Source organism: Pseudomonas sp. Z003-0.4C(8344-21), assembly GCF_900104975.1.
Classification (GTDB): domain Bacteria; phylum Pseudomonadota; class Gammaproteobacteria; order Pseudomonadales; family Pseudomonadaceae; genus Aquipseudomonas; species Aquipseudomonas granadensis.
In genome coordinates, this window is the sequence record NZ_LT629756.1 from 5,775,305 (window position 1) to 5,799,935 (window position 24,631).

Consider the following 24,631-nt stretch of genomic DNA (forward strand, 5'->3'; position numbering starts at 1 on the left):
ACTTGGCTGTAGGGCGTTCGCACGCCTGTTTGCAAGACGTTTCTGTTTTGCCGCGCAGACCTTGTGAGCGCGTTCCAGATGCCTACATTCGGTTCCTCTCTCGCTTCTTGCGATCTCCGAGGAACGCCATGCAAACCTATCACCTGTTCATCAGCCATTCGTGGAGCTACGCCCACGCCCACGACAATCTGGTGCGCCTGCTCAATGCGAAACCGGGTTTTACCTACAAGAATTTTTCAGTGCCTACGCACAATCCGATTCTTGATGCCCGCACCGATCAGGAGCTTGAGCAAGCCATCGAAAACAAGATTCGTTCCTGCTCGGCGGTGCTGATCATGGCTGGCATGTATTCGACCTACAGCAAGTGGATCAACAAGGAAATCGAGATCGCCAAACGCATGGGCAAAGTGATCATTGCGATCAAACCGTTCGGCGCCGAGCGCATCTCGACCGTGGTGCGCAACGCCGCACACGCCGAATGCGCCTGGAACACCAACAGCATCGTCAGTGCGATTCGCCTGCATACGGCGGTGTGAGCATGCGCAAGGGACTGTTTATCGGCATCAACGATTACTCGAATATTTCCGGATTGAGCGGCTGTTGCAACGACGCCATGGCCATGGCTTCGGTGCTCAAGACCAACGCCAATGGCGACCCCAATTTCAAGAATGTCGTGCTGACGTCTGCCGAAGATTATCTGAGCCGCGAGAGACTCGAGGATCAGATCCGCGAGCTGTTTTCCGGCGACTGCAATGTCGCCCTGCTGTATTTCGCCGGTCACGGTGGCTTTGATGCCGGCACCGATGAGGGCATGCTGATACCGCAGGACTACCGCAACGCGAAAGACGGCATCCGCATCAGCGACATTCTCAACTGGGCGACCAAAGCCACGCGCATCAAAAACAAGGTCATCATCCTCGACTGCTGTCAGAGCGGTTCGGCCGGCGAAGTGCGCGCCTTGCGCAGCGAAAGCAGCACCATCGGCGAAGGCATGAGCATTTTGACTGCCTGCAAGAAAGAGGAGCCGGCCATGGAAGGCGCGCAGCATGGGGTGTTTACCGGTCTGCTGCTGCAAGCGTTGCACGGAGGCGCGGCGAACATTCTTGGCAAGATCACCCCCGGCAGCCTGTATTCCTTTGTCGACAACGCTCTGGATGCCTGGGAGCAGCGGCCGGTCTTCAAGACCAATGTTTCGCAGTTCATTTCCCTGCGCGAGGTCTCGCCGCTGATTCCCAAGGAAATCCTGCGCAAATTGCCGGACTGGTTCGCCGAAGCCGAGTCGGTGTTCGCACTGGACCCCAGCTACGAACCCACCGAAGCGACGTTCGTGGCCGAGCATGGCGAGATCTTCGCTCAGTTGCAGAAATGCAACCGCCACAGCCTGATCGAGCCGGTCGACGCCGAACACATGTACTACGCCGCCCTCCACTCCACCGGTTGCCGCCTGACGGCCCTCGGTGCGTATTACCGTGAACTCGCCATTAAAGGACATTTCTGATGCCCGTATTCATCAGCTACCGCCACATGGACCGCGCCCACGCGATCGCTATCAATACCCGCCTGACCCAGGCGAAGATCAAGACTTACCTCGACGTGCTCGACCCGGAATCGCAGACCACCGATGACATCACCGGGGTGATCACGCGCAACATCACCGAGTGCACGCATTTGCTGGCAGTGGTTTCAGAGAAGACGGCGCTGTCGTGGTGGGTGCCGTTCGAGATTGGCGAAGCGACCATCAGCAACCGACGGATTTGCTCGTTCAAGACCGGCCCGGCGGAGCTGCCGCTGTATCTGGATAAATGGCCGAAGTTGAGCACCAACAGCGATCTGGATTTTTTCATCGACGCCTATCGCGATGAAGTCATGAGCAAACGCTCGATGGCGCTGGATTCGATCAATGAATCGATCAAGGGCAGCTACAAGCGCAATGCCGAGTTCTTTCATGAACAGCTGAAGAACCGGATTCGGCGCGGGTTCTAGACCATTGTCATGCCTGAAGAGCCCCTCACCCTAGCCCTCTCCCGGAGGGAGAGGGGACTGACCGCGCCGCGCTCAAGGGGTACGCCGACCCGAGATATCACGGTCGAACTCTGGTTCTGAGATACCGGAGATCGGCTCCCTCTCCCTCGGGAGAGGGCTGGGGTGAGGGGCTGCGATCTTCGCGGCACAGTAATCCTCAAGCCGAAACAATCAGGCAAAAAAAACCGACATCACTGTCGGTTTTTTTAACAATCACTGCTTCGGCGCTGGCACCGCCCCACCCGGCTCAGCCGGCTTCGGCGCGGCATCATCAAACAGATTCAGCCGCTCACGCAGTTCATGCGCGGGCACCGGTTGCTGATCCGCCGGCAACGCGTTCGGATCAGCAGGCGCCGCCGGTGCAGCACCGTTCTGACTCTGATCCGCCGGCTTGGCAGCATCGGCACCTTGCGCACCCTCGATGGCCGCCTGGGCCTTCTTGGTCAGCACGACGATATCGATACGGCGGTTGACCGGGTTGAACGGGTTCTCGCGGTCGAACAGCGCCGACGAGGCATAACCGACCACCCGCGCCACTTGCGCATCCGGGTAGCTGCCAGCGACCAAGGCACGCCGGGCGGCGTTGGCGCGGTTGGCCGACAGCTCCCAGTTGCCGTAGTCGCCGCTGCCGATGTAAGGCTTGGCGTCGGTGTGACCGCTGATGCTGATCTTGTTCGGCACCGCTTTGATGGTGTCGGCCATCGCCAGCAGGATGTCTTCGAAGTACGGCTTCAGGCGTGCGGAACCTGAGTCGAACATCGGCCGGTTCTCGGCGTCCATGATCTGGATGCGCAAGCCGTTCGGCGTGATTTCGAAGAGAATCTGGTCCTTGAATTTCTGCAGCTGCGGGTTCTCGTCAACCTTGTTCTGCAATTCTTGCAACAACAGCTCCAGACGCTCTTTCTCGACCTGCTCGGCCATGCCTTCAACCTGCTCGGTGTCGACCGTGACCTTGTCGGGCTGCGGCTGCGACTTCACTTCCGGGTTGAGGGTGTTTTCCGGCGCCAGGGTCGGCGTGCCGCCCAGATCGATGATGTACGGCGTACCGCTTTCGGAGAAGCCGACCGGGTCCTTGAAGTAACCGGCGATGGCGATTTTCTGCTCCGGCGTCGCCGTGGACAGCAGCCACAGCACCAGGAAGAACGCCATCATCGCGGTGGCGAAGTCGGCGAAGGCAATTTTCCACGCCCCGCCGTGGTGCCCGCCGGCAATGCGCTTGACGCGCTTGACTATGATCGGCTGATTATTTTCCATTTCTTAACGACCGCGAACGGCTTGTTCCAGCTCGGCAAAGCTTGGACGGTGGGCCGGATACAGAACCTTGCGACCGAACTCGACCGCCAGCGACGGCGGCATGCCGGAAGCGGAGGCCACCAGCGAGGCCTTGATGGCTTCGTAGACGTTGAGTTCTTCCTTGGCATCGTGAGCCAGCGAGTGCGCCAGCGGGCCGAAGAAACCGTACGCCGCGAGAATACCGAAGAACGTACCGACGAGCGCCGCACCGACGTGCAGACCGATCGACGCCTGGTCGCCCTCGCCCAGCGAGGCCATGGTCACCACGATACCGAGTACCGCCGCGACGATACCGAAACCGGGCATGCCGTCGGCGATGCCGTTGACCGCGTGGGAGGGGTGTTCGAGGTCTTCTTTGAGGCTGTACAGCTCCATGTCGAACAGGCCTTCCAGTTCGTGCGGAGCCATGTTGCCGGAGGACATGATGCGCAGGTAATCGCAGACGAACGCCGTCATGCGCTCATCCTTGAGCACCGCCGGGTACTTGGCGAAGATCGGGCTCGCGGCGGCATCTTCGATGTCGCCTTCGATCGCCATCATGCCTTCGCGGCGGCTCTTGTTGAGGATCTCGTAGATCAGCCCGAGCACTTCAAGATAGAAGGTGTGGGTGAAACGCGAACCGAACATGCTCAGGGATTTCTTGAGCACGTGCATCGTCATATAACCAGGGTTGGCCTGGAGGAATGCGCCGAGGGCCGCACCGCCGATGATCATCACCTCGAAGGGCTGGATCAGGGCGGCAATCTTGCCGTGGGAGAGCACGTATCCGCCGAGCACGCTCGCGAATACGACGATGATGCCGATAATTTTAGCCATAGGTAGAAGGTACTTGTTTAAGTCGGGTTCAAGGTCATATTCGGAAGTTAAAAAATCTCTTCTTCTACTTATCGGCAAAACTGCGCCAGACTATAGCCAGTTCAGGCGAAAAGCCAATTTAGCCCATGCCGGGCGCGTCTACAGTCAGTGAAGATCCCGTCCAGACATGGCTAATGAAACGAACGTCCCACACGCAAAACCGACCACCCTCGACGGCTGGGTCAAGCTGCTCGACAGCGTCCGTCTGCCCGTCCCGCAAGCGGCGCACGACAAAGTCTGCCGGGCGATCCGCGACAATCGCAGCTCGTTGCGTGACATCGCCGATCTTATGCAGGACAGCCCGGCGCTGGCCTTGAGCATCCTGCGTGAGGCCAATCGTCACACCCACGGCACCATGGCCACGCCGGCGGAAAATCTCGAGGTCGCCATCAACCGCCTCGGCCTTGCTCGTACCGAAGAACTGCTCGCACGCCTGCCCGCCGAACCACAGATGCAGATTCCCAAGGCCCTGCGCCAGTTGCAGCTGATCAGTCAGCACGCGACGCAACAGGCCAACGGTTTTTTTGCCAGTCGCCTGGCGCGGCTGTGGCAGGACATCCATTGGGGCAGCCTGCTGTTTCTCTCGCCGCTGTGGCCGCTGGCCTTGACCTTTCCGCAACTGCTTGAGGAATGGGAGCTGCGGGTGATTCATAAACGCGAACCGGCGCACCTCGTCGAAAGGCAATTGTTTGGCGTACGCCTGCTGAAAATTGCCGATGCGCTGGTCGAGGCCTGGCGTCTGCCGATCTGGGTCCAGCAAGGCTATAAACTGCTGCTCAACGAACAGCGTGAACTGGTGCAGGTGCTGCGTATCGCCCGCGACAGCGAACATCCGTTGCGCCAGCAAAACCGCCTCGACGATGACCCGACCCTGCGCCGCTGGCTCAATCAGCCGGCCAATACCGTGCTGCTGGCCAATGGGCTGGCGCTGTCGGCGCATCAGGCCTGGGACAGTCCGCACAGCGAACGCTGGCAGTACCTGACCAGCCTTTACCTGCAGATGTCCATGGACGAGGTGCAACAGCAGTTGCACCAGCAAGCGGCGAACAGCGCGCGGCAGCACGCCATGCCGGATTTGTGGCACCCGGCAGTTGCGCTGCTCTGGCCGTGGGGCACGCGACGCTTGCCCGAAGGCATGCTGCCCGCGGCAGCACCGTCGTCGGACGACCTCGGCCAGTGGCGTCGGCAATGCGCCGAACTGCTCGCCGAACCCAGCCGTTTCACCAACGCCATGAGCCTGACCGTCGCCGCACGCAATGCGCTGGTGGCCAGCGGCATGCGCCGGGTGATGATTCTGATGGCCGACCGCACGCACTCGACGCTGCGCGTGCAGCAAACTGCCGGCCTGCCGAAGGAGGCCGGCGCGCTGAGTTTCGTCGTCAGTCAAAGCAAAGTGCTGCAACGCCTGCTGACGCAACAGGCGCAGGTGCGGATCACCCCGGAAAACAATGCGCAGTTTTCCGCGCTGTTGCCAGCGAGCCTGCGCACGCTGTTCCGTGGCGAACATCTATTCCTGCGCTCACTGGTCAACAATGGCCGAGTGATCATGATCGTCGTCGCCGACCAGGGCGGCGGGCCATTCGCCGACATCACCGTGCAAGCCTTCGCCAAGACTGCGCAGTGCATCGAAAAAGCCCTGCACAGCTTTAGCAGCCGTGGCCGATGAGGCTGCGCTACAATCCTCCCCTTTGTGCTCTGGAGACCTCGCATGTCTGACTTCTCTGGCTTGCCGCTCGTCATCGAGCCGAGCGACCTGCTCCCGCGGCTCGAGTCCCCGGAACTGATCCTGGTGGACCTGACCAGCCCTGCGCGCTACACCGAGGGTCACCTGCCCGGCGCACGTTTTGTCGACCCGAAACGCACCCAGTTCGGCCAGCCGCCAGCGCCGGGCCTGCTGCCGGCGAAAGCCGACCTGGAAGCATTGTTCGGTGAGCTCGGCCATCGCCCGGATGCGGTGTACGTGGTGTATGACGACGAGGGCGGCGGCTGGGCCGGGCGCTTCATCTGGTTGCTCGATGTCATCGGCCACGACAAATACCACTATATAGACGGCGGCCTGCCGGCATGGCTGGCCGACGGTCTGCCGATGTCGATTCAGGTACCGCCAGCCGTCGGTGGCCCGGTGGCGCTGACCCTGCATGAAGGGCCGACGGCCACTCGCGAATACCTGCAAAGCCGCCTCGGCGCTGCCGATCTGGCGATCTGGGATGCGCGCGGCCCGCTGGAGTATTCCGGTGAAAAAGTCCTCGCGGCCAAGGGCGGACACATTCCCGGTGCGGTCAATTTCGAATGGACTGCCGGCATGGACAAGGCGCGCCAGTTGCGCATCCGCACCGACATGCCGCAGATCCTCGAACAGCTCGGCATCAGCAAAGACAAAGAAATCATTACCCACTGCCAGACCCATCACCGGTCGGGCTTCACGTATCTGGTGGCCAAGTCCCTCGGTTATCCGCGGGTCAAGGGCTACGCCGGTTCCTGGGGCGAATGGGGCAACCACCCCGACACGCCTGTCGAGATTCAAGCTTCCAAGGAAAATCAATGAAAGAGCGTCTGTTTATCCTCAGCCAGTACCTGCTGCCGCATCACCTGCTGTCGCGCCTGGCCGGCTGTATTGCCGAGTGCCGCGTGCGTTGGTTCAAGAATGCCTTCACCCAATGGTTCGCCAAGCGCTATCAGGTGGACATGTCGCAAGCGCTGGTCGAAGACCTGACCGCGTACGAACACTTCAACGCCTTCTTCACCCGCGCCCTGAAAGACGGCGCGCGTCCGCTGGACCCAACCCCGGGCGCGATCCTCAGCCCGGCCGACGGTGCGGTCAGCCAGCTCGGCCCGATCGAGCACGGTCGCGTGTTCCAGGCCAAGGGCCACAGTTTCAGCGTGCTGGAGCTGCTCGGCGGTGACGCGGCCAACGCAGCGCCGTTCATGGGCGGCGACTTCGCCACCATTTACCTGTCGCCGAAGGATTACCACCGCGTGCACATGCCGCTGGCCGGTACTCTGCGTGAAATGGTCTACATCCCGGGGCGGATCTTCTCGGTCAACCAGACCACCGCCGAAAATGTGCCGGAACTGTTCGCCCGCAACGAGCGTGTAGCGTGCATTTTCGACACTGAACGCGGGCCGATGGCCGTCGTCCTGGTCGGCGCGATGATCGTTGCGTCGATCGAAACCGTCTGGGCCGGCCTGGTCACGCCGCCGAAGCGCGAACTGAAAACCTTCCGCTACGACGAAGCCGCGCGTGCGCCTATTTATCTGGAAAAAGGCGCGGAACTTGGGCGCTTCAAGCTCGGTTCGACCGCCATTGTGCTGTTTGGCCCGGATCAAGTGAAATGGGCCGAAGAGCTGGTGGCCGGTTCGCCAGTGCAAATGGGCCAGGGTCTGGCACTGCCAAAAGCCTGATTCGAGCGCAGCGGGTGCAGCATTGCGCTGCTCCCGCACCCCGCCATTTGCTGCTATGGTTTTTGGCATGAGCCAGACCAATTCCCCACTCCGGCTGCGTGCCCCGACTCCAAGTCAGCCGCGCCTGTCATTTTGCGAAGCGAACCCGCGCGACCTCAAGCGCTGGATCGCCAGCCTGCCCAAAGCCAACATCGGCGAAACCGCGCGCCAGTTGTATCAGGGCCTTGGCGAACTGAACCAACTGCTCACGCCCAGCGACAACCGCCTCGCCTTGCTCGAATTGCTGCGGCCCGAGGTGTATTTCGTCTGTCAGCATCTGGAGCGGCACTTTCTGCATCAGGCGATCATGCTCGACGAGCGTTCGCGCAAGATCAGCAATCTGTGCCAGGCCCTGCAAGGCCATCTGGCGATCGGCTATATACAGATCGTCCTGCGCATTGCGACGAAGTACCGCAAGGAGCGCGCAGCCCTGGTCAGCACCGCCCTGCAACGGGCCGCGCATGCCTTGAAAGGCCAACTGCTGCGCGCCACCCAGCTGTACAGCGCGCCGCCGGAGCAGCTGTGGTTTGAACTGCATCAGCTCTATCGCAGCGCGGTTGACCTGCATTTGCAACACCGACGCGTGCGCGACGATTTGGCCAGCCTCACGCCTGAACTGAGCCCGGAACAGACCTACATCGCCGCGCTGCTGCTGGGCAGCGCCCGGTGCAATCAGTTGCGCCAGAATCAGATTGCACGGCTGGGCGAAGCGCTGGAGCCGTGGAGTGCGCTGCTCAAGTTGCAGCCCGCCGGGCCGGACACCGGTCTGTTTGCGATCAGCGCCGAACTGGATGTCGGCCCGCGTTACCGCAGCATGTTTCGCAGCGAGCAGCGCAGCAGCCTGCTCAGCTTCGATCCGCAACCACTGGTGAGCGCCATCGAGGCGCAGCTGAATCAGCCAACGGCCGCGGCACTGCCGATCCCTGCCGGGCTCAGCCTCGATACTCTGCAACATTTGCACGCCACCTGGGGCCAGACCGCCGAGCGCAGCTTTCAACGCACCGCCGGCCAGGGCAATCTGACCGTATGCGTAGGCATGAGCGCGCTGCACTTCTATCTCGGTGGCGGACGCACCTTCAGCGAACTGCTCAAGCACCCCGGAGCGCGTCCGGCGAATTTCAGCCAGGTGGTCGCCAAAGGCGAAAAGGACAGCTGGAGCCAGGCCTTCGATGCGGCGCCGCAGAGCAATGATGAATATCTGCCCTACGAAGAAATCCAGTACGACCAGTTGATCGAAGATGAGGGCAGCGAAGCCACAGCGGATTATCCGACCTACGCTTTGCCGGTGATCAATCACAGCCCCGGTGGTTATTGCCTGGCATGGCCGAATGAAGTGCCTGCGCAATTGCAGGCCGGGGAAATGCTCGGCATTCGCGACAGTGCGAGCCAAAGCTGGAGCATTGCGGTGATTCGCTGGATCCGCCAGGTGCGCGGTAGCGGCACGCAGATGGGCATCGAACTGGTCGCACCGCATGCCCAGCCTTGTGGGCTGCAACTGGTGCGTTCACAGGATGACCACAGCCAGTATCTACGCGGTTTGCTATTGCCGGAGATCAGCGCAATCGACTTGCCGGCCACGCTATTGACTCCGCGCCTGCCGTTCCAGGAAGGTCAGAAAGTGCTGATCAACACCCACGGCGAAGAGCATCGCGCCGGGCTGGATCGGCGCGTGGCCAGTACGCACAGCTTCAACCAGTTCGCCTACCGCTCGTTGGAAGCCGCGCAGAATGGCGGTAGCGAAGAGGATTTTGACTCGTTGTGGAAATCACTTTGAATGCTCGCCGCCAGATCGGCGGCGATGCAATCGCTAGCAGCGCTAGCTGCTCCCACAGGGTTGTGTGAGCATCATTGGTTCTCATGCACCCACAGGAATTGTGGGACTGTCAAAGATCCAATGTGGGAGCTTGCCTGCAAGCGATGGCGCCCATTCAGGCGATGGAAAACTCAGACCTGCCCGTCACGATCACGAAAGCCCAGCAGATACAGCACGCCATCCAGACCAAGCGTCGAGATCGCCTGCTTCGCCGACTGCTTGACCAGCGGCTTGGCACGGAACGCCACGCCCAAACCCGCAATCGCCAGCATCGGCAGGTCATTCGCGCCGTCACCCACGGCGATCGTCTGCTCCAGGCGCAAACCTTCCTTGTGCGCCAGTTCCTTGAGCAGGTCGGCCTTGCGCTGGGCATCGACGATCGGTTCGATTGCCACGCCGGTGCACTTGCCGTCGATCACTTCCAGTTCGTTGGCGAACACGTAGTCGATGCCGAGTTTGGCCTGCAGTTGCTTGGCGAAGTAGGTAAAGCCGCCGGACAGAATGGCGGTTTTGTAGCCCAGCCGCTTGAGTTCGGCGAACAGCGTTTCCGCGCCTTCGGTCAGACGCAACGAAGCGCCGATCGAATCGAGCACGCTGACGTCCAGACCTTTGAGCAAGGCCAGACGCTCCTTGAAGCTGGCGCGAAAATCCAGTTCCCCGGCCATGGCGCGTTCGGTGATTTCCGAGACGCGATCGCCAACACCGGCAGCCTTGGCCAGCTCGTCGATTACCTCGGCTTCGATCAGCGTCGAGTCCATGTCGAACACGGCCAGACGCCGGTTGCGGCGGAACAGCGAATCTTCCTGGAACGCGATGTCGACGTTCAATTCCTGAGCAACGCTGAGGAATTCCGCACGCAGCGCTTGCGGGTCGGCGGCCTCACCGCGCACGGAAAACTCGATGCAGCCCTTGCCCTGATCGGCCGGAGTGTCCAGCGCCATCCGCCCCGACAAACGGTCGATGTGGTCGATATTCAAACCGTATCTGGCAGTGATCGAACTGACCGCCTGCAGTTGTTCGGCGGTGACCTTGCGGGTCAACAGCGTGACGATGTGGCGTTTTTTGCCCTGATTGCCCACCCATTGCTGGTAATCCGCTTCGGACACCGGGGTGAAGCGCACCTGCTGGTCGAGCTCGTAGCCTTTGAACAGAATGTCCTTGAGCACGGCTTTGCCTTGCTCGGAGTCGGGGATTTCAACCAGGATGCCGAACGACAGGGTGTCGTGGATCACCGCCTGACCGATGTCGAGAATGGTCACGCCACCCTGGGCCAGAACACCGGTAATGGCCGCCGTCAGACCCGGTCGGTCGACTCCCGTGATGTTAATCAGGACGATTTCGCGCAACGCGCACCCCCGCAACTGGAAAAAAACCGCATTCTACGCACTTTCAGTGACCATCGGGCACCGCCAGCGCTTTGCCGGTCTGGGGCCTGTCGCTATACTGCGCGTCAACTTCACGGACAAAGAGCCGAGCTCAGTGAACCGGCCCACGCCTGTTAAAACCGATAACTTCTTCCTGCTGATCTTCCGTGCACTGCGTCACCGCCGTGTACCGATTGCATTGCGCATTGCCAGCCATAACGTGATCCTGGTCGCTCTGGCCCTGGTGATCTATGCCGCGGTGATGGGCCTGCAATTCAAGCAGGCCATGCACCAGCAGGCCGATGCGCTGGGCGAAAGCCTGACCACGCAGACCGCGACTTCGGCCACCGAGCTGTTGGTGTCCAACGACATCCTCAGCCTCAATGTGCTGCTCAACAACCTGACAAAAAACAAACTGGTGGCCCACGCGGCGATCTACAGCGTGGATAACCGTATCCTCGCCGAATCCGGTCAACGCCCCAAGCACAGCCTGCTGGGCGAAGCCGAAGGTTTGTACGAGAGCAAGATCACCTTCCAGGACGTGACTGCCGGGCAACTGCGCATCAGCCTGGACATGGATCAGTTCCAGCAGCCGATGACCATCAGCCTGCAAAGCATGGGCATTCTCAGCGGGATTCTGCTGGCGCTGTCGCTGGCCCTGAGCTTGCGCATGGGCCGGCATCTGTCGACACCCTTGCTGCAGTTGCGCGTATGGCTGCGGCGGATCGACGAACACACGCCGGGGATCGATCGTCAGGATGAAATCGGCGATCTGGCGCGGCAACTGCACGCCAGCTACGCCCCGGAGCCCGCGCCGGAACCGGAGCCGGAGCCGGTGTTCGAAGACGAAGAAGACGAGCCGGAATTCGAGGTGCGCAATCTGCGCGACCCAAGCTTCGACGAAACTCGCCCGATGGCCGCACAGAAGCCTGCACCGCGCCATCTGGTCAGCACCGTCGAGGACGATGACGATGATGATGCGTTTGCCGATCTGCGCGACGAATCGCTCGATACCCCGGCGCAACCGCTTGTGCGCAAGCCCACGCCGAGCGTGCCGCAGCACAGCGCCGTCCTGGCCGTGCAGCTCGGTTCGCAAGAGCAACTGCGGCGTTTGCCGCGTGCGCGTCTTGAAGAGTTGCAGGAACGCTACCGTGATTGCCTCGAGCAGGCCGCTTCGCTGTATCAGGGCGAGATTGAAACGCTGAACGATGGCAGCACACTGATGCTGTTCCACACCGAAGATTGCGGCGACGACTACCTGACCAACGCGATCTGCTGCGGCGAACTGCTGCGCGCACTCGGTCATCAGTTGCAGATCGAGGTCGCGGACAGCGGCATCACCCTGCAATTGCAATTGGGCCTGACGCTGGGCGACGAGTTGTTCGGCCTGAGCCAGATCGACCTGCTGCTGACCGATTCGGCGCAGGATGCCCTGGCGCTGTCGCAACACAGCCGCAACCTGCTGCTGGTCGAGCGCAAGATCAGTGACGATGCGCTGATCCGTCAGCGTGCACGGATCCGCCCGATCGCCAGCCCTGAGGGTGCTTGCTGCGTCGAACGGTTGATGGAACCGTATCCGTCGATGCTCGAGCGGCAACTGGCGCGGATGCATGAGCGCCGGGCTTAAGCTTCCGGCCTGAAATACGAAAAGCCCGCAGATGAGGGATTGTCTGCGGGCTTTTTTGTGGGTGGCGTTTGTTAGAGTCTTGTTCATCTCAAAAAGCCCCTCACCCTAGCCCTCTCCCAGAGGGAGAGGGAACTGATTGGGGGATATTCGAGAATGACGCCGACCTGAACGCTTGACTGTGAATCTATATCGCCAAAATCTTTCAGATCGACGTATGACGCAAGACACCTCGGTCAGTCCCCTCTCCCTCTGGGAGAGGGCTAGGGTGAGGGGCTTTTGATCCTGTCTACCAAACCCCAGACACAACAAAGCCCGCACAAGGCGGGCTCTGTTTTGACTCGAATCAGGCTTAGAAGCGAAACACTTCCATATCCGTACGAATCGGCGATGCCATCGGAATCTTCGGCTGCTTTTCAGCTTCGGCCGCTGGTGCCGCCGGTTTGGCGTCCCGCTTGCGCGGTGCTTCGGCCACCGGTGGCTGATTGGCCAACGGCTTGAGCGCCACCGACAACTGCTCGGCCAGACGCTGCAGCAGGATGCCCTGGGCCTGCACCTGCGACGCGGTGCTGCCGGCATGCAGCTCCTGCAGATGAACGATGCGGTTATCGCGCACCTGACCGCGACGGTCGATCAAGCGCCACTGCGCGTCGAGAATCGCCGGTTGCTTGGCACCGGAATCCAGTCGCGTGATGGTCAGCAAGACTTGCACATCCGGATTGAAACCGGTCGTCGCCGGCGCCAGCACCACACGCTGGCTGTCCAGATGACCGGCAACCTGACGCATCAGCAACTGATCGATATCCGACGAAAGGCTGCCGGCCCAGCGACCGTCCGTCGCTGCCTGCAGGCTGCCGTCGGGCTGGCGCTGCAGCAAAGTCTCTCGCTGCAGGTAGTCGGCTACGACTACCGGCCCCAGTAAAACTGCCATACCCGCGCTTTGCGCAGGCTGAGCCGGACTTCCGCTGTCCAGCTGATACAGCGACACCGGCTGGTGTACGCTGCAACCCGCCAGGCCAAGAACGCCGGCAAGCAACAAAAAAAGAGGAAGGCGCAGAGCAGTCATCATCCCGTCCAGGTGGCCGCCACAAGGCTGACCACAGTGAAAATACTCAATAAATATGAAGAACGCTCGGCCACGCCGGCGCTTGAAAGGCCATATCATCCGTGAATATGCGTTCCGACTCCAGCGCCAAAGTGTCGATCTACGCGTTAAATCGTAGATCGAGCTCTCTAGGACGCCTGATTGAGGTTTTCGACGAGCAGCGCATCGACCCTCTGAAAGCCCCTCGGCAGTTTATTTCCGCGACGCCCACGCTCACCTTTGTAGTGTTCGAGGTCATCGGCCTTCAGTGACAGGGTACGCTTGCCGGCCTGCAACACCAGGGTGGCGCCTTCCGGAAGGACGGCGATGTCCGTCACGTATTCCTCGCGGCTGGCGACACGTTCACCGGAGATACCGATGATCTTGTTGCCCTTGCCCTTACCCAATTGTGGCAGATCGCTGATTTTGAAGATCAGCAGGCGACCTTCGGTCGTGACCGATGCCAGCCAGTTCTGTTCACGGTCGGCGACGGGACGCGGGGCGATGACCTTGGCGTTGTTCGGCAGACTCAACAAAGCCTTGCCGGCCTTGTTCTTGGCTTGCAGGTCTTCGCCCTTGACCACGAAGCCGTAGCCGGCGTCGGAGGCGATCACGTACAGCGCGTCGTCTTCAGGCATCAGCACGCATTCGAACGAGGCACCCGGCGGCGGCGTCAGACGACCGGTCAACGGTTCGCCCTGACCACGGGCCGACGGCAAGGTGTGCGCGGCGACCGAATAGCTGCGGCCGGTCGAGTCGATAAACACCGCAAACTGGTTGGAACGCCCCGCTGCCGAAGTCTTGAAGCCGTCACCGGCCTTGTACGACAGGCCAGTGGCGTCGATGTCGTGGCCCTTGGCCGAACGCACCCAGCCTTTTTCCGACAGCACCACGGTGACTTTCTCGTTCGGCAGCAGATCGTGCTCGGTCAGCGCCTTGGCTTCGGCGCGCTCGACGATAGGTGAACGACGGTCATCGCCGTAGGTTTCAGCGTCCTTGAGCAGTTCGGTGCGCACCAGCTTCTTCAGCTTGGCTTCGCTGCCCAGCAGCGCTTGCAGCTTGGCTTGTTCCTTGAGCAGTTCGTCCTGCTCGTCGCGCAGCTTCATTTCTTCCAGTCGCGCCAACTGGCGCAGACGGGTATCGAGAATGTAGTCCGCCTGGATTTCGCTGAGGGCGAAGCGCTCGATCAGCTTGGCTTTGGGGTGCTCCTCGGTACGGATGATGTGGATCACTTCATCCAGGTTGAGGTAGGCAATCAGCAAACCGTCTAACAGGTGCAGGCGGCGCTCGACCTTGTCGAGGCGGAATTGCAAGCGGCGACGCACGGTCAGCACGCGGAATTCCAGCCACTCGACCAGCAACGCGCGCAGGTTCTTCAACTGCGGCTTGCCATCCAGACCGATGATGTTGACGTTGACCCGGTAGGTCGACTCCAGCTCGGTGCTGGCGAACAGGTGCTGCATCAGCGCGTCGTGATCGACGCGGCTGTTGACCGGGATGATCACGATGCGGCATGGGTTTTCGTGGTCGGACTCGTCACGCAAGTCAGCGATCTGCGGCGCTTTCGACGGTTTCGCCTGCATCAGCGCGGCGATCTGCTCCAGCACTTTCGCACCGGAGACCTGATGCGGCAGCGCGGTGACGATAATGTCGCCGTCCTCGACGTGGTACACGGCGCGCATGCGCACCGAGCCCTTGCCGGTTTCGTACATCTTCAGCAGGTCGGCACGCGGCGTGATGATTTCCGCTTCGGTCGGATAATCCGGGCCCTGAATATGCTCGCAGAGCTGTTCGACCGTGGCTTTCGGTTCGTCGAGCAGGCGCACGCAGGCGGTGGCGACTTCGCGCAGGTTGTGCGGCGGTACGTCGGTGGCCATGCCGACGGCGATACCGGTGGTGCCGTTGAGCAGAATGTTCGGCAGGCGCGCCGGCAGCACCAGCGGTTCCTGCAGGGTACCGTCAAAGTTCGGGCCCCAGTCGGCAGTGCCCTGGCCCAGTTCGCTGAGCAGCACTTCGGAATAGCGCGACAGCCGCGCTTCGGTGTAACGCATGGCGGCGAAGGACTTCGGATCATCCGGCGCGCCCCAGTTACCCTGGCCGTCGACCAGCGTGTAGCGATAGCTGAACGGCTGGGCCATCAGCACCATCGCTTCGTAGCACGCCGAGTCGCCGTGCGGGTGGAACTTGCCGAGCACGTCACCGACGGTACGCGCCGACTTCTTGTGCTTGGAATCGGCATCCAGCCCCAGCTCGCTCATGGCGTAGACGATACGCCGCTGCACCGGTTTCAGGCCGTCGCCGATATGCGGCAGCGCGCGGTCCATGATCACGTACATGGAGTAGTTGAGGTAGGCATTTTCGGTGAAGTCAGCCAGCGACCGGCGTTCTACGCCGTCTAAGCTGTCTGCAAGGATGTCGCTCATGCGGGCCTCATCGGTTCGTTGTCTGGCGCAGCAGCATGGTGCCACCGCGCTGAGTAAATTCAAGTCTGTTCAGGGCGCTCATGCCGAGCAGCACCTGATCGCCATGCAGCCCCGGCGCCACCAGTGCGCGAACGTCGCGCAAAACGATGTCGCCCAGTTGCAGGCGGGCAATTTTGGTTCGGTAGCCCTGGCTGAGGCCGTTGGCCGTGCTCAGGGTCACACCGAAACCTTCTTCCAGTTTCAAACGCTTGGCCAGATCCGCCGGGATCGACACATCGGTCGCACCGGTGTCGAGCATGAACTCCACTGGTTCGCCGTTGATCTGGCCGCTGGCGACGAAATGCCCTTGAGCATTGCTCGCCAGTTTCACTTCGATAAACCCTTCGCCCTGCTCCGACGTGACGACGATGTTCGGATTCTGCTGGCGCTGTTCCCACTGGCCGAAAAAACGCGTGGCCAGAAACAGCGCCGCGCACCAGGCGAGCACCATCAGCACCCGCCCGGCGCGTTTGCCCGGTGGCTGCTGGCTCATGGCCGGGCACCCCAGCCGCCATCAGGCGCGGCGAAACGCCAGACGATCGGGCGGACCTCACCGTCGGCACGCGGTCCGAAATTATTGTCGACGCCTACCCAGGCTCCATCGGCGTCGATGATCAACGCTTCCTCCAGCCCGTAGTTCTGCGAGTAACGGCGATTGGCCTGCAAGAGTTCGGCGGCATACGACCAGCACTGTTCGACCTTGGCGGTCTGCGCATCGCGACGACAGATCTGGAACGCGTTGCGCTCAAGGGTAAACAGCTTGCCGTTGAACAACGCGATGTCGGAAAAGTCGCGATTCACCGCTCTGGCGTGGGGAAACTGCGGCGGCTGCATCTCTTTGCCGCCCTCGCTGAGCAGCACGCAGCGACCCTCGCAATCCCACACCGTCTGCTGGCGCTTGATCAACAGCAAGCCGCGGCTTTGTCGTTCGGCGGCCAGCCACATCTGATCGCCTGCCGGGTTGATCGCCAGACCTTCGAAAATCGCGTTGAAGTGCAGCAACATCCCGCTGGCCCGCGCTTCACGAACCATCAACGGTGAAATCTTCAGCCAGTTCGCGGGGCCGATGAGGGGGACCTGCAAAACCGCCGCATGGCCTTCGCTGACCAGATAGCGATTGCCCGCGCTGTCGCAGCTGATGCCTTCAAAGTCCAGATCGCCACCGCGCACGAACGACGCCGCCCAGTTGCGCGAGCGCAATCCCCATGGCAAACCGGTATCCGGCACCAGCGGCACGTCGATGCGCTTGGCTTCGGCCTGCCAGACCTGAGCGCCGGTATCGAGTCGATAGATCTGATCGTCATCGCGATCCGACACCGCCCACAGTGCACCGCCGCACATCGCCAGCCCCGACAGATTGCCGCCGCGCATGCCCTCAACGACATGCTCGGAGAGCACGCGCAGCTCCTGCAACGGCTCGGCCGACACGCTCATCGCACTCAGCAGCAACGCACACGCCAGGGCCCAGCCACAACGCATCAGGCCAGCACCTCGGCGAGGTTGCCTTTGGATTCGAGCCAGGATTTACGGTCGCCGGCGCGTTTTTTCGCCAGCAGCATGTCCATCATTTCCGAGGTCTCGGCGAAATCTTCGCCGAGCGTCAATTGCACCAGGCGCCGGGTGTTCGGGTCCATGGTGGTTTCGCGCAGTTGCGGCGGATTCATTTCACCCAGACCCTTGAATCGGGTGACCTGTGGCTTGCCGCGTTTCTTCTCGGCGACCAGACGATCGAGAATGCCGTCGCGCTCGGCCTCGTCGAGGGCGTAGTAGATTTCCTTGCCCAAGTCGATGCGGTACAGCGGCGGCATCGCTACGTAGACGTGACCGGCATCGACCAGCGGGCGGAAGTGCTGGACGAACAACGCGCAAAGCAGCGTGGCGATGTGCAGACCGTCGGAGTCGGCGTCGGCGAGGATGCAGATCTTGCCGTAGCGCAGCTGGCTCATGTCCGCCGCACCCGGATCGACGCCAATGGCCACGGCGATGTTGTGCACTTCCTGGCTGGCGAGCACTTCGCTGCCGTCGACTTCCCAGGTGTTGAGGATCTTGCCGCGCAACGGCAGGATCGCCTGGAATTCCTTGTCCCGCGCTTGCTTGGCGGAACCGCCGGCGGAATCACCTTCGACCAGAAACAGCTCGGAACGCATCGGGTCCTGCCCGGCGCAGTCGGCCAGTTTGCCGGGCAGCGCCGGGCCTTGGGTGACGCGCTTGCGCTCGACTTTCTTGCTCGCCTTGAGGCGACGGCCGGCGTTGTTGATCGCCAGTTCAGCCAGGGCCAGACCGGTTTCCGGGTTGGCGTTGAGCCACAGGCTGAACGCGTCCTTGACCACGCCGGAGACGAACGCCGCGGCTTCACGCGACGACAAACGCTCTTTGGTCTGGCCGGAGAATTGCGGTTCCTGCATTTTCATCGACAGGACAAAAGCGATGCGCTCCCAGACGTCTTCCGGCGCCAGCTTCACGCCTCGCGGCAGCAGGCTGCGGAATTCGCAGAATTCGCGCATGGCATCGAGCAGGCCCTGACGCAAACCGTTGACGTGGGTGCCGCCCTGCGCCGTCGGGATCAGGTTGACGTAGCTTTCCTGCACCGCGTCGCCACCTTCCGGGAGCCACAACAGCGCCCAGTCGACCGCTTCCTTATTACCGGCGAATGCGCCGCAGAACGGCTCGTTGGGCAGACGTTCGAATTCGCTGACCGCGTCGACCAGATACGAGCGCAGGCCGTCTTCGTAATGCCATTCGACTTTTTCGCCGGTGCCTTTGTCCTCGAAGCTGACCAGCAGTCCCGGGCACAGCACAGCCTTGGCCTTGAGTACATGCTTGAGGCGGCTGATGGAGAACTTTGGTGAATCGAAGTATTTCGGGTCCGGCGCGAAGTACACGCTGGTGCCGGTATTGCGCTTGCCGACGGTGCCGACGATTTCCAGTTCGGAGGCCTTGAAGCCGTCCTTGAAGGTCATCTGGTATTCATTGCCGTCGCGTTTGACGCGCACGCGCACTTCGGTCGACAGCGCGTTGACCACAGAAATACCCACCCCGTGCAGACCGCCGGAGAACTGGTAATTCTTGTTGGAAAACTTGCCGCCCGCGTGCAGCTTGGTCAGGATCAGTTCGACGCCTGACACGCCCTCTTCCGGGTGGATGTCGACCGGCATGCCGCGGCCGTCGTCGCTGACTTCCAGCGAGTGGTCGGCGTGCAGGATGACCTGCACCGATCTGGCGTGGCCGGCCAGGGCTTCGTCGACGCTGTTGTCGATGACTTCCTGGGCGAGGTGGTTCGGCCGACTGGTGTCGGTGTACATGCCGGGGCGTTTGCGCACCGGGTCGAGGCCCGAGAGGACTTCGATGGCGTCGGCGTTATAAGAGCTAGCGCTGGGAGTGGCCATAGGGTCTCGTCGTCAGTCATTCATTGAATAGGGGCAAGACTTCACAGTGCGGTGAAATCGATTGCCTGATACATATCGGCGCCAATGCCGGCAAAACTCAGCAATGCCGGCAATTGCCCGGCAAAGCCCTGGAAACTGTGATCGCCGCCGGCCTGGATACGCAGGGCACAGGCGCGGTAATACTGCTGGGCGAGGCGATAATCCAGCGTTTCGTCGCCGGTTTGCAACCAGACCTGATAGCGCTGCGCATCCTGCGGTGCTGGCACTTCCAGTTCGGCCAGCGCCATAACGTGGTCGTGGGTCAGGTCCCAGGTTTCATCGGTATACAGGTTTTTCTGCGGGCCCAGATAGCCGTCGAACATCCGGTGCGGGCTGACCGCCGGGTTGACGAGCAGGGCTTTCAGGCCATGGCGCTCGGCCAGGTGAGTCGCATAGTAGCCGCCGAGCGAACTTCCCACCAGCAGCGGCCGGCCCAGTTCGGCAATCGCTTGCTGCAACTGACCGATGGCTTCGCGCGGATGATGATGCAGGGCCGGCACCCGCAGTTGCTCGCTCAAACCCAGCCGCTCCATCACCGTTACCAGCTGACAGGCCTTCTTCGAGGCCGGCGCGCTGTTGAAACCGTGGATATAGAGGATCGAACCGGACATTTGAGCTCCCTGGCTGTCGGCGAAAGATAGCGGAGTTTACAGGGAGAAGCGCCGGGATTGGGGGTGGGCTCGATAATTTGGTGTGACCGCAAGAGCCGCCCTCACCCTAGCCCTCTCCCGGAGGGAGAGGGGACTGAATGGGGGATATTCGAGAGCTACACCGACCTGAACGCTTTGCTGTGAATCCATAATCGCCACCGCTGTTTCAGGTCGATGCATAGCCAAAGACGCCGCGGTCGGCCCCCTCTCCCTCGGGGCGGTCCGACGTTTCGGGAGGGCTGGGCGGGCGGCGTTCCGATGAGGGGCTTTTGATTGTCGGCTCAGTAGCCGTTGGAGCCGTAGTCGACTGTGAACTTGAAGTCGGTAACTCTTTCGACCCCGGTTTCCAGCCGCCCATCCGGCCACAGCCGCAACCAGCGATACCCCGGCGCCTGCTCACCGACCTTGAAATCCACACTGCCCGGCTCGAACTGGATGCAGGTCGAGGGCGAGGCCAGCAAGCGCACGCCATTGCGCTCGCGGTCGATTTCCTGATGCACATGCCCCCACAACACCGCCCGCACCTGCGGAAAGCGATCCAGCACTTCGAAAAACGCCTCGGGATTGCGCAAGCCGATCGGTTCCATCCACGCGCAGCCAATCGACACCGGATGATGGTGGAAACACACCAGATGATGGCGCTCCGGCGCTTCGCTCAGCGAGCGGGCCAGCAGTTGCAATTGATCGTCCTGCAGATAGCCCGGCACCGATCCCGGCACGGCTGAGTCGAGCAGCGTCACCCGCCAGTTGCCGATATCGACCACCGGCTCCAGCAGCGTACTTTGCACCGCTGCCTGCGCCATGATCACCGGTTCATCGTGGTTGCCGGGAATCCAGCGCGCTGGCGCGTCGATCTGCGCGCTCATCTGGCGAAACTGTTGATACGACTCCAGCGTGCCGTCCTGGGAAATATCGCCGGTGGCCAGCAGCAGATCGATCTGCGGCTGCTGCCCCAGCACCAGATCGATGACCTGTTGCAGGCTCTCGCGGGTTTTCATGCCCAGCAGCGCACCGTCCGCTTCAGCGAACAGATGGCTGTCGGACAACTGCACCAGCAGCGCCGGATCGGCGGTGGTCAACGTGGATACGCTCGGCAAAGGCGTTCTCCCAAGGCAAAAGCACGGAATCGGTCAGGTGCCGCAATTATGCTGGGGGTTCAGGCAAAGAGGAAACCGGCGAACCGGACGCAGTTCACAACTAGCGTACGACTTCGTACTCATGCCCCAACGCCAGGCAATGGCTCAGCCACTCCCCCAAAAACAGATTGAGCTGAGCCTTTTCATCCGGCTGGTACATCGAAGCATTCGGGTAAGGATAGATGCCGCGAAAGCGTCGTGCATGTTCGGCGCTGACCACTTCGGCCATGCGGGCGTCGTGATAGACCTGCACTTCCAGCTGCGGCACCGGCAGCCAGGGCAGGCTGTGTTCCTGACGCACCTGCAACGTCGTGGTGTACGGGCAGGTCTGCAGTACTTCGAGGGCGAGCACGCCGAGCATCTGCTCGCCCTGGGTCACGGCGATGCGCCGTGCTTCGGGCTCGCTGCGCATGTCCGGCAGCAAGCGCATCAGGCGCGCGTAGTTGGCCTCGCAGGCGGCTTGCAGGCCCACGAGGTCGACTCGATAACGATCGCGCAACTTGTTTACAACCATAACCCCCTCACTTCGGCGCGGTTCAGCGCCAGCCACTGCAAGGCGATGATGCTCGCCGCATTGGCAATGCGTCCGTCACGGACGGCCTGCAAGGCATCTTCAAAAGCCCAGACCGTGACGCGGATATCTTCTGCCTCTTCTTCCAGGCCATGCAGACCGCCCACACCCTCGGTGCTGCAACGCCCCAGATACAAATGCACGAATTCGTTGCTGCCACCCGGCGAGGGGAAATACTTGGTCATCGGCCACAGCGCCTTGATGTCCAGACCAGCTTCCTCCTGCGCTTCGCGGTGAGCAACTTCTTCCGGTTGTTCATCCTTGTCGATCAGACCGGCAACCAGTTCGACCAGCCACGGATTGTCGGCCTTGCCCATGGCGCCGACGCGAAACTGCTCGATCAGCACCACTTCGTCGCGCTGCGGATCGTAGGGCAGCACGCACACGGCGTCGTGGCGAACAAAAATTTCCCGGTTGATCTCGCGGCTCATGCCACCGGCGAACAGCTCATGGCGCAGGTGCACACGATCAAGCTTGTAGAAGCCCTCGTAGCATTTTTCGCGCCGCACGATATCGACGGCGGTCGGAATGGCATTGGCAAAATCGGTCATGAGCATCCTCTCTACTACAAGTCCATGACGAGGTTGCGCCGGGTGACCGGGCGACCTCGACTTCGCGCCATCCTAACGCGCCCGCACCGTTTGATGCAGCCCCTTTACCGTCAGCGGGATGGACGGTGACGGCGAAACCCACTCTAATTAGCTTAGTGGCGAACTGACTGCTTCGTTGAGAGTCGAAGCGGTAACTTTTTTGCCTTCCCCTGCTTTCGAAAGGACGCCCATGTCGCTTTTCAAAATTGCCTCTGTGGCCGCAATCGCCCTGACTCTGGGCGCCTGTGCCAGCCTGTTCCAGCCCAACTACCGTACGCCGCTGGAAACCAAACGCGATGCCTCGGAACAGCTCAAACCCGGCTGCGCCAACCCTGAATGCCCACTGGTGAACATCGATACGTTGCGGTTCCCGGACGAGCCGGCACTGGACGGCATCATCGAAAAACGCCTGCTGCAGATGACCCGCACCGAGAAGAACGCCCCGGTCGCGCCGACACTGGCGGCTTATCGCGATCAGTTTCTGGCCAGCGCCGGCCCGCGCTACAGCAGCTACCTGCAAGCGAAAGTACGCGAGCAGCATGACGGCTTGGTGATCATCGAGCTGTCGAGCTACCTCGACACCGGCGGTGCCCATGGCACGCCGGGTCGCGGTTTCATCAACTATTCGCGCCAGCAGCACAAGGTGCTGAACCTGTCCGACATGCTGCTGCCGGGCCAGGAAGAGGCTTTCTGGAAAGCTGCGCAGGTTGCGCACAACAGCTGGCTGATCAGTACCAAGCTCGATCAGGAGCCGGAATTCGTGGCGAACTGGCCGTTCGTGAAAACGCCGAACGTGGCGCTGACCTACGGCGGCGTGATCCTCAAGTACGACGTGACCACCATTGCGCCTTACGCGCTGGGCCACGTCGAACTGAAGATTCCTTATCCGCGCCTGAACGGCATTCTCAAGCCTGAGCTGTTTCCCGGCCGTAACTGAAGGCCCGGCCCAGCACCAGTTGCAACAGCCCTGCCAGCACCAGCGCCGGCAGGGTCGCGCCGACATCCGGATACAGATTCGCCAGCAAGTGGTAAGTGCTCACGCCACCCAGCCACGCCAGCAACGCCGGCCAGCGCAACGCGGCTGACGCCACCTGGGCACTGCGCTTGCGCAGGATGAAGTGATCGACCAGCACCACGCCGAACAGCGGCGCAAACACCGAGCCGATCAGCAAGAGGAAATTCTGGTACTGCGCCAACGGCGCCAGCAGTGCGATCAGCGTGCAGATCACGCCGATGGCCAGCGCCAGATGCTCGACTTTCAGGCGTAACAAAATCCCGCTCGATACCGCGGCCGAATGAATGTCGGCAAAAGCGTTCTCCGACTCATCCAGCAGGATCAGCAGCAGCGGAATGCCCAGCCCCGCACCGGCCAGTGCCAGCAGCAGCGCGTTGACTTCACCGCTCGGTGCGAAGGCCAGAGTGTAGGCAACGCCGAGGCTCATCAGCCATAAGTTGCCGATGAAGAAACCCACAGCGGTGCCGCCGAAGACGTTCTTCGCGCGTTTGCCGAAACGCGAGTAATCGGCGATCAGCGGCAGCCACGACAGCGGCATCGCGATAGCAATGTCGAAGCCCACGGCAAATGGCATCGAACCGTCGCCGGCGCGCGCCCACAATGCAGCCAGATCGGCTTTGGCGAAGAGGTTCCAGGTCAGCCAAAGGCAGGCCGCGAGCAACAGCCAGATGCCCCACTTGCGCAGGATCTGCCGCACAAACGTCAGCGGTCCACTCACTGCCAGCAAGGTCGCCAGCGCACCGAAAAACAGCGTCCACAGAATCGGATTGGCCCACAGCGAACCTTCGCTGAACGCGCGGGTGCCGAGCAGGCTGGCGGCGTCGCGCATGACGATGATTTCGAACGAGCCCCAACCGATCAGTTGCAGCAGATTGAGCAGCGCCGGCAGGCTCGCACCTTTGCTGCCGAGGCTGAGCTTCAGCGCAGCCATCGACGACAAGCCAGTGTCGCTGCCGATCACGCCGACAGCGGCCAGCAACAGCACGCCGACCAGCGTGCCGAGGAAGATCGCCAGCAGCGAGCCGGACAGGCCCAGACCGGGAGCGAGCAAGGCACCGGTCTGCAAGACCATCAGGCCGATGCCGAGGGAAAACCACAGGGAAAACAGATCGCGACCGCCGAAGACACGCTTGTCGGCGGGTACGGCGAGGTCGGGAGAATAGGTACCGGGTTGAATGCTCAAGGGGGGTTAATCTCACAGTAGTGATAGCTACAAGTTGCAAGCCACAAGCTGCAAGAAAAAGCAGGTTTCGCAACTGCTTTTATCTTGCAGCTTGCAGCTTGCC

The 24,631-nt window shown here is 61.6% G+C and carries 23 protein-coding genes; 10 read left to right on the forward strand and 13 right to left on the reverse strand.

Annotated elements, in window-relative coordinates; genetic code table 11:
* Positions 1-128: 128 nt before the first annotated feature.
* Genes BLU24_RS25990 through BLU24_RS26000 form a run of 3 tightly spaced genes read left to right on the forward strand, consistent with a single transcriptional unit; the run spans position 129 to position 1,983 of the window.
* On the forward strand, positions 129-536 hold the full coding sequence (locus tag BLU24_RS25990) for a TIR domain-containing protein (RefSeq protein WP_093105420.1): 408 nt from the start codon (positions 129-131) through the stop codon (positions 534-536).
* A gap of 2 nt (positions 537-538) precedes the next feature.
* The gene (locus tag BLU24_RS25995; protein ID WP_093105425.1) at positions 539-1,498 is read left to right on the forward strand and encodes a caspase family protein; all 960 of its coding nucleotides are present in this window, start codon (positions 539-541) and stop codon (positions 1,496-1,498) included.
* Entirely contained in the window at positions 1,498-1,983 is a 486-nt protein-coding gene (locus tag BLU24_RS26000) for a toll/interleukin-1 receptor domain-containing protein (protein WP_090280727.1), read from the forward strand. The genes BLU24_RS25995 and BLU24_RS26000 overlap by 1 nt, the downstream gene beginning before the upstream one ends.
* A 252-nt stretch (positions 1,984-2,235) precedes the next feature.
* On the opposite strand, the gene motB is transcribed toward BLU24_RS26000, so the two are convergent.
* Complete coding sequence (gene motB, locus BLU24_RS26005; RefSeq protein ID WP_090280724.1) at positions 2,236-3,276, reverse strand: flagellar motor protein MotB; 1,041 nt, start codon at positions 3,274-3,276, stop codon at positions 2,236-2,238.
* 3 nt (positions 3,277-3,279) lie between these two features.
* On the reverse strand, positions 3,280-4,131 hold the full coding sequence (gene motA, locus BLU24_RS26010) for a flagellar motor stator protein MotA (protein ID WP_024011357.1): 852 nt from the start codon (positions 4,129-4,131) through the stop codon (positions 3,280-3,282).
* A 166-nt stretch (positions 4,132-4,297) separates the two neighbouring features.
* Between motA and BLU24_RS26015 the strand changes: the two genes are divergently transcribed.
* From BLU24_RS26015 to BLU24_RS26030, 4 genes are all read left to right on the forward strand, one after another.
* Entirely contained in the window at positions 4,298-5,836 is a 1,539-nt protein-coding gene (locus BLU24_RS26015; protein ID WP_093105429.1) for an HDOD domain-containing protein, read from the forward strand.
* Between the two features lie 42 nt (positions 5,837-5,878).
* Positions 5,879-6,715 (forward strand): thiosulfate sulfurtransferase, encoded by an 837-nt coding sequence (rhdA, locus tag BLU24_RS26020; protein ID WP_093105434.1) that lies wholly within the window; start codon positions 5,879-5,881, stop codon positions 6,713-6,715.
* Positions 6,712-7,572, forward strand: a complete 861-nt coding sequence (gene asd, locus BLU24_RS26025) for an archaetidylserine decarboxylase (protein WP_093105439.1) — start codon at positions 6,712-6,714, stop codon at positions 7,570-7,572. Before rhdA ends, asd begins: the two co-directional genes overlap by 4 nt.
* 67 nt (positions 7,573-7,639) lie before the next feature.
* Complete coding sequence (locus BLU24_RS26030) at positions 7,640-9,385, forward strand: molecular chaperone (RefSeq protein WP_093105443.1); 1,746 nt, start codon at positions 7,640-7,642, stop codon at positions 9,383-9,385.
* A 170-nt stretch (positions 9,386-9,555) separates the two neighbouring features.
* Here BLU24_RS26030 and serB read toward each other — a convergent pair whose 3' ends face one another.
* The gene (serB, locus tag BLU24_RS26035) at positions 9,556-10,770 is read right to left on the reverse strand and encodes a phosphoserine phosphatase SerB (RefSeq protein WP_093105448.1); all 1,215 of its coding nucleotides are present in this window, start codon (positions 10,768-10,770) and stop codon (positions 9,556-9,558) included.
* 133 nt (positions 10,771-10,903) lie between these two features.
* Between serB and BLU24_RS26040 the strand changes: the two genes are divergently transcribed.
* A complete protein-coding gene (locus BLU24_RS26040; RefSeq protein ID WP_093106973.1) occupies positions 10,904-12,415 on the forward strand; it encodes an AhpA/YtjB family protein in 1,512 nt (503 codons plus the stop codon).
* Positions 12,416-12,764: 349 nt separating this feature from the next.
* Here the strand turns inward: BLU24_RS26040 and BLU24_RS26045 are convergent, their stop codons facing one another.
* The gene (locus BLU24_RS26045) at positions 12,765-13,478 is read right to left on the reverse strand and encodes a PqiC family protein (RefSeq protein WP_090280706.1); all 714 of its coding nucleotides are present in this window, start codon (positions 13,476-13,478) and stop codon (positions 12,765-12,767) included.
* On the opposite strand from BLU24_RS26045, the gene BLU24_RS27870 reads away from it, so the two are divergent.
* Positions 13,407-13,583: a hypothetical protein gene (locus BLU24_RS27870; protein ID WP_172833228.1), complete on the forward strand. Its 177-nt coding sequence runs from the start codon at positions 13,407-13,409 to the stop codon at positions 13,581-13,583. The two genes, BLU24_RS26045 and BLU24_RS27870, sit on opposite strands and share 72 nt — an antisense overlap.
* A gap of 62 nt (positions 13,584-13,645) precedes the next feature.
* Here the strand turns inward: BLU24_RS27870 and parC are convergent, their stop codons facing one another.
* From parC to BLU24_RS26085, 8 genes are all read right to left on the reverse strand, one after another.
* Positions 13,646-15,919: a DNA topoisomerase IV subunit A gene (gene parC, locus BLU24_RS26050; protein ID WP_093105452.1), complete on the reverse strand. Its 2,274-nt coding sequence runs from the start codon at positions 15,917-15,919 to the stop codon at positions 13,646-13,648.
* A gap of 7 nt (positions 15,920-15,926) precedes the next feature.
* Complete coding sequence (locus BLU24_RS26055; protein ID WP_093105455.1) at positions 15,927-16,451, reverse strand: retropepsin-like aspartic protease family protein; 525 nt, start codon at positions 16,449-16,451, stop codon at positions 15,927-15,929.
* Entirely contained in the window at positions 16,448-17,437 is a 990-nt protein-coding gene (locus tag BLU24_RS26060; RefSeq protein ID WP_093105459.1) for an esterase-like activity of phytase family protein, read from the reverse strand. The genes BLU24_RS26055 and BLU24_RS26060 overlap by 4 nt, the downstream gene beginning before the upstream one ends.
* Positions 17,437-19,344, reverse strand: coding sequence for a DNA topoisomerase IV subunit B (gene parE / locus BLU24_RS26065; protein ID WP_093105463.1), 1,908 nt, complete (start codon positions 19,342-19,344; stop codon positions 17,437-17,439). Before parE ends, BLU24_RS26060 begins: the two co-directional genes overlap by 1 nt.
* A 41-nt stretch (positions 19,345-19,385) precedes the next feature.
* The gene (locus BLU24_RS26070; protein WP_093105468.1) at positions 19,386-19,994 is read right to left on the reverse strand and encodes a YqiA/YcfP family alpha/beta fold hydrolase; all 609 of its coding nucleotides are present in this window, start codon (positions 19,992-19,994) and stop codon (positions 19,386-19,388) included.
* A gap of 320 nt (positions 19,995-20,314) precedes the next feature.
* Positions 20,315-21,130 (reverse strand): 3',5'-cyclic-AMP phosphodiesterase, encoded by an 816-nt coding sequence (cpdA, locus tag BLU24_RS26075; protein ID WP_090280690.1) that lies wholly within the window; start codon positions 21,128-21,130, stop codon positions 20,315-20,317.
* A gap of 100 nt (positions 21,131-21,230) precedes the next feature.
* A complete protein-coding gene (locus BLU24_RS26080) occupies positions 21,231-21,683 on the reverse strand; it encodes a DUF1249 domain-containing protein (RefSeq protein WP_090280686.1) in 453 nt (150 codons plus the stop codon).
* A complete protein-coding gene (locus BLU24_RS26085; RefSeq protein ID WP_093105471.1) occupies positions 21,674-22,291 on the reverse strand; it encodes an NUDIX domain-containing protein in 618 nt (205 codons plus the stop codon). The genes BLU24_RS26080 and BLU24_RS26085 overlap by 10 nt, the downstream gene beginning before the upstream one ends.
* Positions 22,292-22,520: 229 nt before the next feature.
* Here BLU24_RS26085 and BLU24_RS26090 point away from each other — a divergent pair, with 229 nt between their 5' ends.
* The gene (locus tag BLU24_RS26090; RefSeq protein ID WP_090280681.1) at positions 22,521-23,267 is read left to right on the forward strand and encodes an RsiV family protein; all 747 of its coding nucleotides are present in this window, start codon (positions 22,521-22,523) and stop codon (positions 23,265-23,267) included.
* Here the strand turns inward: BLU24_RS26090 and cytX are convergent.
* The gene (cytX, locus tag BLU24_RS26095; RefSeq protein ID WP_093105475.1) at positions 23,236-24,528 is read right to left on the reverse strand and encodes a putative hydroxymethylpyrimidine transporter CytX; all 1,293 of its coding nucleotides are present in this window, start codon (positions 24,526-24,528) and stop codon (positions 23,236-23,238) included. The two genes, BLU24_RS26090 and cytX, sit on opposite strands and share 32 nt — an antisense overlap.
* Positions 24,529-24,631: the final 103 nt, after the last annotated feature.